This window comes from Chryseobacterium pennae (genome assembly GCF_003385515.1).
Taxonomy (GTDB): Bacteria; Bacteroidota; Bacteroidia; order Flavobacteriales; family Weeksellaceae; genus Chryseobacterium; species Chryseobacterium pennae.
Map to the genome: position 1 here is coordinate 75,118 of NZ_QNVT01000033.1, position 9,798 is coordinate 84,915.

10 protein-coding genes are annotated in these 9,798 nt (G+C 34.0%); 6 read left to right on the plus strand and 4 right to left on the minus strand.

Features of this window, described 5'->3' with window-relative positions:
* Positions 1 to 27: 27 nt before the first annotated feature.
* From DRF65_RS24720 to DRF65_RS24735, 4 genes are all read right to left on the minus strand, one after another.
* Positions 28 to 654, minus strand: a complete 627-nt coding sequence (locus DRF65_RS24720; protein ID WP_115973389.1) for a hypothetical protein — start codon at positions 652 to 654, stop codon at positions 28 to 30.
* A gap of 141 nt (positions 655 to 795) precedes the next feature.
* Complete coding sequence (locus DRF65_RS24725; RefSeq protein WP_115973404.1) at positions 796 to 2,226, minus strand: serine hydrolase; 1,431 nt, start codon at positions 2,224 to 2,226, stop codon at positions 796 to 798.
* Positions 2,227 to 2,393: 167 nt separating this feature from the next.
* Complete coding sequence (locus DRF65_RS24730) at positions 2,394 to 3,701, minus strand: dihydrolipoamide acetyltransferase family protein (RefSeq protein WP_115973390.1); 1,308 nt, start codon at positions 3,699 to 3,701, stop codon at positions 2,394 to 2,396.
* Between the two features lie 63 nt (positions 3,702 to 3,764).
* Positions 3,765 to 4,592: an SAM hydrolase/SAM-dependent halogenase family protein gene (locus DRF65_RS24735; protein WP_115973391.1), complete on the minus strand. Its 828-nt coding sequence runs from the start codon at positions 4,590 to 4,592 to the stop codon at positions 3,765 to 3,767.
* 132 nt (positions 4,593 to 4,724) lie between these two features.
* Here DRF65_RS24735 and DRF65_RS24740 point away from each other — a divergent pair, with 132 nt between their 5' ends.
* From DRF65_RS24740 to DRF65_RS24765, 6 genes are all read left to right on the plus strand, one after another.
* Positions 4,725 to 5,684, plus strand: coding sequence for a PhoH family protein (locus DRF65_RS24740; protein WP_115973392.1), 960 nt, complete (start codon positions 4,725 to 4,727; stop codon positions 5,682 to 5,684).
* A 117-nt stretch (positions 5,685 to 5,801) separates the two neighbouring features.
* Positions 5,802 to 6,479 carry a porin family protein gene (locus tag DRF65_RS24745; protein WP_115973393.1) on the plus strand — a complete coding sequence of 226 codons (678 nt, stop codon included), beginning with the start codon at positions 5,802 to 5,804 and terminating at the stop codon, positions 6,477 to 6,479.
* A 143-nt stretch (positions 6,480 to 6,622) separates the two neighbouring features.
* Positions 6,623 to 7,120: a hypothetical protein gene (locus DRF65_RS24750; RefSeq protein ID WP_115973394.1), complete on the plus strand. Its 498-nt coding sequence runs from the start codon at positions 6,623 to 6,625 to the stop codon at positions 7,118 to 7,120.
* A 452-nt stretch (positions 7,121 to 7,572) separates the two neighbouring features.
* Positions 7,573 to 8,238, plus strand: coding sequence for an outer membrane beta-barrel protein (locus tag DRF65_RS24755; RefSeq protein WP_115973395.1), 666 nt, complete (start codon positions 7,573 to 7,575; stop codon positions 8,236 to 8,238).
* Positions 8,239 to 8,317: 79 nt separating this feature from the next.
* Positions 8,318 to 8,986 carry a porin family protein gene (locus tag DRF65_RS24760; protein ID WP_115973396.1) on the plus strand — a complete coding sequence of 223 codons (669 nt, stop codon included), beginning with the start codon at positions 8,318 to 8,320 and terminating at the stop codon, positions 8,984 to 8,986.
* A 15-nt stretch (positions 8,987 to 9,001) separates the two neighbouring features.
* Entirely contained in the window at positions 9,002 to 9,658 is a 657-nt protein-coding gene (locus DRF65_RS24765) for an outer membrane beta-barrel protein (protein WP_115973397.1), read from the plus strand.
* Positions 9,659 to 9,798 lie beyond the last annotated feature (140 nt).

A 9,798-nucleotide genomic window follows, 5' to 3' on the forward strand; every position in this document is an offset into this window, starting at 1 on the left:
ATGAAATTACGGCAAAAAAACCGAAACTTATATTTCTTCTAAAAATTTTGAAATAATTAAAGCATTCTCAAGACTCAATGCCTTTGGTATTCTCAAGCCTACAATGCTGTTTTTAATCTCTATTTTAAAATCCTCATCAACAATAGATTTTATGATTTCTTTTCTTTCCGGGCCAAGGAATGCCATCGTTTTGGAAGGATCACTGCCCAGAACATAGAAGTCTTTAAAGTCTTTGTTTTCTTTAGAATTGATGGTTGAACTACTGAATATTCCAGCGATTCTGTCTGCCAGTTTTTTCTTATTGATAGAAATAAAACCAAAGTCTTCATTTATTTCCTTTAAGCCCCAAACTTCCAGTGAATCATACTTATCCGTCATACGGGCCCCTCTGATGGATGTTCCTACCAGATTAACAATGAAAAGGTAAAAAGTAATGGTTTTACTTTTGGTTGTAATTCTGTAACAGAGTTTAGGTTCCTGCAAAAAGTTTATATCCTGGGATTTGAACTTACTGTATGGGGAATTTTCAATATCTACCACTGAAATATCATAGAGTGCAGATAACTGCTCATAGATTTCAAAAATTAGCTCTTCGTCATTTTTGGAAAAATCAAATAATTTGGTAACATAGAGTTTTCTGAAATCAAGTTCCATTTTGTAATAGTTTGTTTAAAGGTAGAATTATTAAGGCAGAAATCCAATAAAAAACCTCCAATAAAAAATCGGAGGTTTTATATTTTAAGATGCACCCATTCTGAGATAGTGATACAAAAAACAATCGTTATGGAAGAGCTCTTATTTCTCTTTTATCAGATCTTCTATTGTATGAATCATTTTTACGGCATTGGTGTTTTCTGGATTTATAGCTAATGATTTTTTATAATTCTCTAAAGCCAAAGCATAATTCTTTGCTGCAAGATATGATTCACCTAAACTGTCAAAAGCATTTGCTGATTGTGGATTTTCCTTAACGTTTAAAGCGAAAACCTTAACAGCTTCATCAATTCTTGAATTTCTCAATAAAATATAACCTATCTCATTTAAAGTGTTTTCAAAATTCCATTTTGGATCTTTTGCCTTCATAGAATAATAAATTCTCTCTGCATCAGGATTGTTTTTTTTAGAAAATTCAGAAATGATGGTTTCATCTGCCAATGAATATTCATCTGTTAAATTTTTATCAATCATCGCAGCAATATGATTGATGATCCGATATTGGATAGGGAATAAGCTATATCCATTAGACATCATGATGATTGACATATTATTGTATGGGTAAATTTTATAAGAGCTTACATTTCCACCTGAAAAATTGTAAGAGGCTATATTATTCACTTTACTGATGTCCCATCCGTAGGCAAAAACATCTTTCTTATTACCAAAACCGAATGGTCGCCACATCATCTCTTTCGTTTTTTGATCTAATAAATCATTTTTACTAAGATGAATGCTCCATTTTAAAAATGCAGGAAGTGTTATCGCCACTCCGTTGGCAGAATGGGCTTTTATACCATTAATATCAGTAGATTTATCATATTGTTTTCTTTCAGAATTGTAATTGTATTTTACAACACGGTTAGGTATTTTTTCGAGAGCATTTGAAGAAAAAACAACCTGGCCTTTAGAATCGGAAAACTGATTGTTCAGGATGAAATTTTCAAAAGACTGCCCTGTGATTTTTTGAATAATCAGGGTAAGAAGAAAATAATTTGTCTGATTATATCTGAATTCATTTCCTGTTTTAAATTCCATTTTTTCTCTGGACAGCCGTTCGATAACTTTGTCATTAGAATCATCCGGCAAAATATCATTAAAAGCAATAAGATTAGGAATTCCGGAAGAATGGGTCAAAAGGTTTTTTATTTTGACATCCTGCCATTCTTTAGGGAGATGTTCAATGTATTTTGAGATGTTGTCTTCCAAAGATAGTTTTCCCCTTTCAATTAGTTGAAACACACCAATATTTGACATCAATTTTGATGTAGAATATATCCTGAACATTGAATTTGAATCCACCTTTTTATCGCTTTCCAAAGTCTCTTTACCATAGTATTGCTGAAAAACAATCTGGTCATTTTTTATAATCCCGATAGCCAAACCGGGAATGTGATTGATTTTAATTACTTCTTTCACATACTGATCGATTAAAGTTGATGGGATTGTTTTCTGAGAGTAGGCGATTATCGAAATGCTTAAAGCGAATGTAGTCAAAATGAGTTGTTTCATATGTAATTGGTTCTGTTTTATAAAAGACAATTTAAGCCCCATTTGTATTACTTGTCAATTCAAAAATAATCAGATCAGGTCACAAAAAAACCTCCGATAAAAATCGAAGGTTTTATATTGATTATAATCAGCAGAAAGCAAATTACTCATTGCTGATTACCTATTACTTATATTTCTGTGTTCAGATCCCAGTTTTCAAGGTAGTCATGAACATGTTTAAGCATCATTCCGCCTAGAGAACCATCTACCACTCTGTGGTCATAAGAGTGAGACATGAACATTAAGTTTCTGATGGCAATTACATCACCGTCAGCCGTTTCAAGAACTGCAGGCTTCTTAACGATAGCTCCGATAGCTAAAATAGCTACCTGAGGCTGAGGAATGATAGGAGTTCCCATAAGGTTTCCGAAACTTCCTACGTTAGAAATGGTGTAAGTAGCTCCCTGAGTATCTTCAGGTCTTAATTTCTTGTTTCTTGCTCTGTAAGCTAAGTCATTGATTGCTTTGGCAAGACCTGAAAGAGATAACTGATCTGCATTTTTGATTACAGGAACAATAAGGTTTCCGTCTGGTAGAGCCGTTGCCATACCGATATTGATGTTTTTCTTTTTGATGATGTTCTCACCGCTAATAGAAACATTAATCATTGGGAAATCCTGGATTGCTTTTACAATAGCTTTCACAAAAATAGGCATGAAAGTAAGTTTTTCTCCTTCACGTTTTTCGAAAGCTGCTTTGTTTTTGTTTCTCCATTTTACAACGTTGGTAACGTCTGTTTCAATGAAAGAAGTCACGTGTGGAGCAATTTGTTTTGCTTTCACCATGTTTTCAGCGATGATCTTTCTCATTCTGTCCATTGGAATGATCTCATCACCTGCTGCTGCAGTAATTGTTGTTGCTGGCGTTGAAACAGGAGCTGGTGCAGAAACTGTCTGTTGAGCCGGAGCAGCCTGCTGAGCAGGTTGATTTCCTCTGTTGGCAACGTATGCTAATATATCTTCTTTGGTAATTCTTCCTTCTAAACCGCTTCCTTTGATAGATTTCAGTTCAGTTTCAGAAATATTTTCCTGTTGTGCAATTGATTTTACAAGTGGAGATAAATAAAGATCTCCAGAGAATTCAACATTGGAAGCTATTGAAGTTTGTAAAGGCTGCTCAATGGTTTGTAATGTTTCAGTATCCGGAGCAGCAGCTGGAGTTTCAGTAGTTACTTCTTCAGAAGCAGAACCTTCTCCTTCAATTTCTAAAATAGCAATGGCCTCACCTACTTTGGCAACTTCATCTTTTTGCTTTAAAATTTTTACAATTTTTCCCGAAACAGGTGTCGGAACGTCTGAATCTACTTTATCTGTTGCAATTTCTACTACAGAGTCATCTTCTTTTACGTTATCACCTTCATTGAATAACCAAGTGATAATTGTCGCTTCCATAACACCTTCTCCCATGGAAGGAAGCAATAATTTGTATTCTGCCATTTTTGATTTTTAGATTTTGACAAATATATAAAAAAAATCGGTTTTTTTATGAAATATATAATTTTACATAAATTCAATGTAGATATTTTCACCTACATTCAATCCAAACAGGCTTTTAGCTCCGTTTTTCTTACTGCCTTTATAGATTGTAAGTTCCAATAGCTGACTGTCATTGAATATTGCTGCAGACTGTCCGTGGAATTCTGTCTCCCTTTCCCAGTCTGAAACCAATTCCGTATGACCGGAAAAGATCCTCGAAAGACTTAAATTTCTGAATTTTATAGTAAAACCATTATATCCTTTGCTGATATTTTCAAAGAAATCTTTGTTGATATTTGAAATTATATTTCCGAAATTATCAATATAGGTAACTTCACCTATGATCATTCCTTCCGATTCATTATAAACCGCTCTGGGGAACATCAGCTGCTTAGCAGCATCTATTTTTCTCCCGATCACTTCAGGAAGACCGCCATTGGCAAGATGTACAGCTGCCGGAACAAAAATATCCGTAGAAGTAAAGTTGATAATATCATCAAAACGGTTATTCAGGGTAAGTTCGTAGATTGCTTCCGGTTTAATATCAAAGAAGATCAAACTTAAAAGACCGTTATCTGCGGCCAGAAAGTAAGAACCATCTGCTTTGTAAAGGATATTTTTCCTTGATTTATTGTAAAAACTGTCTACAGAAATAATGTGTATACTTCCTTTGGGGAAATATTTATAAGCGTTTCTTACAATATATGATGTTTGTATTAAGTTGAATGCCTGGATGTCGTGGGTTATATCAATAATATTAACCTCAGGATTTAGAGACAGAATCTTGCCTTTCACAGCAGCAACTCTGTAATCTAAATTTCCGAAATCCGAAGTAAGGGTAATAATTGACATGAGCAATTTATAGAATAGTGTAGTCATGCAAAGTTATTTAAAATAAAAAGAAAGCCCGAAAGATTGTTGAAAAGAATTTGATTTAAATTGAAAAAAAGCTTTAATTTTAAAATCTAAAAATAAAAATACTGCATGTTTGAATTGACCTATGATCTGGAAGACATCGATGCGAAAATCTTCTATGGAGTTAATAACCAATATTTCAACCTATTAAAATCAAGCTTTCCAACCATTAAAATTACAGGAAGAGATCATTTTATCTTTGCGATGGGAAACCAGGAAGCGTTAGATATACTGAAGCAAAAACTGGACGATATTGTCAGTTTTATCTCGAAAAACAACTCAATAGGTCTCAAAGATGTTGAGAATATCCTGAATATTAAAGATGAAAACGAAAAACATCTGATCTTTGACCAGGATATTATTGTAAAAGGAGTAAACGGAAAAGTTATTAAGGCTAAAACTACGAATCTTAAAAAGCTGGTAAAGGAAACAGAGAAAAAAGATATGGTTTTTGCCATTGGACCTGCGGGAACAGGAAAAACGTACACCAGTGTAGCTTTGGCAGCAAGAGCCCTAAGAGATAAGGAAGTGAAAAGAATTATCCTGACAAGACCGGCTGTAGAAGCAGGGGAGAGTCTGGGGTTTTTACCAGGAGACCTTAAAGAAAAGTTAGATCCTTATTTACAGCCTTTATATGATGCACTTCGGGATATGATTCCACATGAAAAACTGGAAGGCTTTATGGAGAAAAAAGTAATTGAAGTAGCTCCGCTGGCTTTTATGAGAGGACGTACTCTTGATGATGCCTTTGTAATCCTTGATGAAGCTCAGAATACAACCCACGCTCAGATGAAAATGTTCCTGACAAGAATGGGAATGAATGCGAAATTTATTATTACAGGGGATCCAAGCCAGATCGACCTTCCAAAAAATCAGCAATCTGGTTTGAAAGAAGCTATGAGGATTTTAAATGGAGTGAAGGAGATTGGTTTTGTGCATCTTACAGAAGAAGATGTTGTGAGACATCCTGTTGTAAGAAAGATTATCCTGGCTTATAATGATGAAGATAAAAGACTGAGAAATGATTAATTTTTTATAGATAAAGTTTCTGTTAACCTTTTGTTAACCTTAAAAGTTTCTGTTAAAATTTGCTAAATTGAAAAAAATAATTAGTTTTGCAATCCTTAAATGTATAACTAATTAACAATGAAAAAATTTTTACTTATTGCAGCCGTAGCTGTATTGGGAATTAACGCAAACGCGCAGGAATTTAAATTTGGACCTAAAGCTGGTTACTCTTTATCAATGCTTAAAGCAACTGGCGAAGGAAATACTTACAAATTTGATGCAAAGTCTACTTTCTACGTAGGAGGTATGGCTGAATATAAGTTCAATGATAAATTTGCCGTACAGGGGGAAGTTTTATATTCTCCAATTGGAGGTAAGCAAGAAGAATCTGTTGCTTACACTGAGATGGGAGTAAATGTAACAGGTACTGAAAAAACAGATTGGAAACTGGGAACTGTACAAATTCCTGTTAGTGCTAAATATTATGCTACTGAAAATTTAGCTTTTGGAGTTGGTCTTAATGTGGGTATTCTCATTTCTGCAAAGGTGAAATCAACAGTAAGCTTATCAGGATCTGCTTTAGGAGAGTCATTTTCTGAATCAGAAAGCTCAACTGAAGATGTGAAAGATCATATGAATAAGCTGAATTTAGCTCCATTTGTTGGTGCTGAATATACACTTGAAAATGGATTGTTTTTCGATGCAAGATATAACTTAGGTATTTCTAACCTTGCTAAAAAGGAGGACGGAGAAAATGGAACTTTAAAAAATAGCTTCATCCAGGTAGGTGTTGGTTTCAAATTCGGAGGAAACTAATCTGAAGATTTTTAAGAAAAAACATAACTAAAGCAGGACAAAATTTGTCCTGCTTTTTTGTTTTAATGAACGCCATTTATGGAAATATATCCCTGTGATGAAAATAATTAGTACTTTTGGGACGTAAAATTTAAACTTAAAAAATGAAAAAGCTATTATTAGTAGGTGCTTTTGCACTTTTAGGAGGTGCAGCACAGGCGCAAGAAGGTTTAAAATTGGGTGGACATATTGGTGTACCAGTATCTGACGCAAGTAATGTATCTTCATTTACACTAGGGGTAGACGGAGCTTATATGTGGAATATTGCAAAAGGTTTTGACCTGGGGGTAGCAACAGGATACTCTCATTTCTTCGGAAAAGATCACTTTGATGATTTTGGATTTATTCCTGTAGCAGTTTCCGGTAAATATAAATTTAAGGGAGCACCTATCTTTGTAGGATTAGACCTTGGATACGGAATTTCTACAAAAAGTGGTATTGACGGAGGTTTCTATGCACAGCCTAAATTTGGATATCAGATGTCTAAAGGAGAACTGTATATAGGATACCAGTCTGTAAGCAATAGACGTGATCATGGCTGGTACAGAGACAGCTGGAATGCAGGAGCAGTTAACCTTGGGTACAACTTCTTTATTAAATAAACAGATCTTGAACAACATATAGAACTCCGGCCGAAGGCCGGAGTTCTTTTATTGAAATTGTGTCGTATAATGACGGTATTTCCGGTAAAGGACTGTTAGTGTGTTACTTTGGGATAGTGAAAACAACTTCAAATTATAAACATTTGTTTAAATTTTAAGAGTTAAGGTGTTAAAAATTAACATTTTAACAATTGTTTTGAGTCTGTATAACGTAGATTAAGGGCAATTTCGCTTAATCGTCTAAATTTTTAAAATCAAATATATCTAGCTCTGGTTGAGAAATTGTGATTTTTTTATTCATAAAATTGTGAAAAAACTAAAAGACTCTCACTGATATGATTTATTTTTGTAAAACCTTAAATTTTAACAATGATATTAATCACATTAACAAATTTTAATATTAATGGATACGACTGTAAATTTGCCACCAGAAAGTATTAAAATTATTTAAAATGAAAAAAATATTATTAGCGGGTGCTGTTGCACTTTTCGGATTATCAAATGCTCAGATTGCTAAAGGTACTACATATGTTTCAGGACAATTAGGGTATTCTCAGAATGAAAATAACAATACAGATACTAAAATCGAGAGCTTCAAAGTTCTTCCAACTGTAGGTTATTTCGTAAACACTAACCTAGCTGTAGGTTTAGGTGTAGGTTACAAAAATGATAACACTAAAGTAACTACTGATGGTAATCTTATTCCTACTGGAACTTTTGTTAATGAAAACAAAACTACAACTTCTGCATTTGTTGTTGCTCCATTCGTAAGAAAATACTGGACTATTGGTGAAAAATTATATATCTTCGGACAATTAGAAGTTCCTATGGAATTTGGTCAATTCAAGGATGAAGATAAGCGTACTGAAACAGTTGGTTCTACAGAAGCTAAAACATCTACTTCTACTAAAGATAACTTCACTTCTATCGGAGTTAACGTTAAGCCAGGTTTAGATTATTTCTTAAACAAAAACTGGTCTATCGAAGCTACTTTTGGTGAGTTTGGTTACAACACAAACAAAGTAAACGTAGACGGAGCTAAGAGAGTAAACGATTATAAATTCGGATTGAACTTATCTTCTGTAACTTTCGGAGTTAAGTATGTATTTGCAAAATAATAAACAAAGCATATAATGATAAAGCCCTAAGATTTTCTTGGGGCTTTTTTACCTTTAAATATTTTAAAAAATTAATAACATGAAAAGAATTTTATTAGCATCTGCAATTGCTTTATTTGCAGGGTTAAACGCACAGACAACGTTTGGTGTAAAAGGAGGATATGCTTTATCTAAATTGAACTTTAATGAAAACAACATTGAGCTTGATGGAGCTAGAGGAACGATGAAATCAAAGTCCGGATTTTATGTTGGAGCTTTGGTGGAGCATAAATTCAATAGCAAATTTGCGATCCAGGGAGAAGTAGAGTATGCCAATTTAGGAGGAAAAGCGGAGGTAGCTTTACCATACGGGATTAAGGTAACTGAAAAGATAAACCTTAACAGAATTGTAATTCCTGTTTCTGCAAGATACTATGCAACACCTGAATTAGGTATTTATGCTGGCCCTTATGTAAGTTTCAAGACAGACACTAATGTGAAGTTTGATGTAACAGGTCTGCCTGCTGGTGCTTCTGTAAACCCAGCTGCGGTTAAAGAGGGAGAACAGCTTGTAGAAAAGCAATTTAACGACAATTTAAAGTCTACTGATTTCGGATTGTTTTTCGGGGCTGATTATAACGTATACAAAGGTTTGTTTGTAGATGCACGTTATAGTTTTGGATTGACCAATATGGTTAAAAATCCTGTTGGTAACGAGAAAGTAAAGATGAATTTCTTCCAGCTTGGAGTAGGATATAAGTTTAAATAAATTCAATTAATAATCATGAAAAAACTATTATTAGCAAGCGCTATTGTGCTTTTCGGGCTTTCTAATGCTCAAATGACTAAAGGTGACTGGGTAATCAGTGGAAACACAGGAATGGGTTTTAATAACATTGCAACTACAGTAAAAGTAGGAGGAAAGTCTACTGACGGTCCAAAAGTAAACACGTTCTCAATCACTCCTTCTGTGGGATATTTTGTTATTGATAAATTAGCAGTGGGTATTGATTTAGGATATGTAAATAGAACCACAAAATATGATGATGTTAAGTCTACAAACTCAACATTTTCTGTAATGCCTACAGCAATTTATTATTTTACTAACTCCAGCAAGCTGGTTCCATTTCTGGGAGCAGGGATAGGTTATGGATCAAATAAGGAAAAGGCTTCTTTTTCCGGGATTCGCAATGGAATTTATGATCCAATTCTTATACAGGATACAGAGACCACTACAGATGGTTTAGCATGGAAAGTAAAAGGAGGAGTAACTTATATGGCAACATCTTCTTTAGGGATTAATCTAGGTATTTCTTATGACCAGTTTTCAAGTAAAGAAACTATTATGAATACAGAAGTTAAGACAAACATTAACACTTTCGGTGTGAATGTTGGTTTCTCTTATTTCATCAAAGGAAAAGGGCAGAAATCTGATAAATAGTCAGGCTGTTTAAAGATAAAAAACAAAAATCCGACTCAATTTGGACTGCCCCCAAAAAGTTAGACACTTTTTAGGGGCATTTTTTTATGTATAGAAAAGAAAAATTTAGCGTTGCTTTCAAATTAGAATGTATTAACCTT

What these genes read in the sequence shown, in the direction of transcription:
- DRF65_RS24720 (WP_115973389.1), bottom strand. Translation starts at nt 654, where the DNA reads ATGGAACTTGATTTCAGAAAACTCTATGTTACCAAATTATTTGATTTT.
- DRF65_RS24725 (WP_115973404.1), bottom strand. Translation starts at nt 2,226, where the DNA reads ATGAAACAACTCATTTTGACTACATTCGCTTTAAGCATTTCGATAATC.
- DRF65_RS24730 (WP_115973390.1), bottom strand. Translation starts at nt 3,701, where the DNA reads ATGGCAGAATACAAATTATTGCTTCCTTCCATGGGAGAAGGTGTTATG.
- DRF65_RS24735 (WP_115973391.1), bottom strand. Translation starts at nt 4,592, where the DNA reads ATGTCAATTATTACCCTTACTTCGGATTTCGGAAATTTAGATTACAGA.
- DRF65_RS24740 (WP_115973392.1), top strand. Translation starts at nt 4,725, where the DNA reads ATGTTTGAATTGACCTATGATCTGGAAGACATCGATGCGAAAATCTTC.
- DRF65_RS24745 (WP_115973393.1), top strand. Translation starts at nt 5,802, where the DNA reads ATGAAAAAATTTTTACTTATTGCAGCCGTAGCTGTATTGGGAATTAAC.
- DRF65_RS24750 (WP_115973394.1), top strand. Translation starts at nt 6,623, where the DNA reads ATGAAAAAGCTATTATTAGTAGGTGCTTTTGCACTTTTAGGAGGTGCA.
- DRF65_RS24755 (WP_115973395.1), top strand. Translation starts at nt 7,573, where the DNA reads ATGAAAAAAATATTATTAGCGGGTGCTGTTGCACTTTTCGGATTATCA.
- DRF65_RS24760 (WP_115973396.1), top strand. Translation starts at nt 8,318, where the DNA reads ATGAAAAGAATTTTATTAGCATCTGCAATTGCTTTATTTGCAGGGTTA.
- DRF65_RS24765 (WP_115973397.1), top strand. Translation starts at nt 9,002, where the DNA reads ATGAAAAAACTATTATTAGCAAGCGCTATTGTGCTTTTCGGGCTTTCT.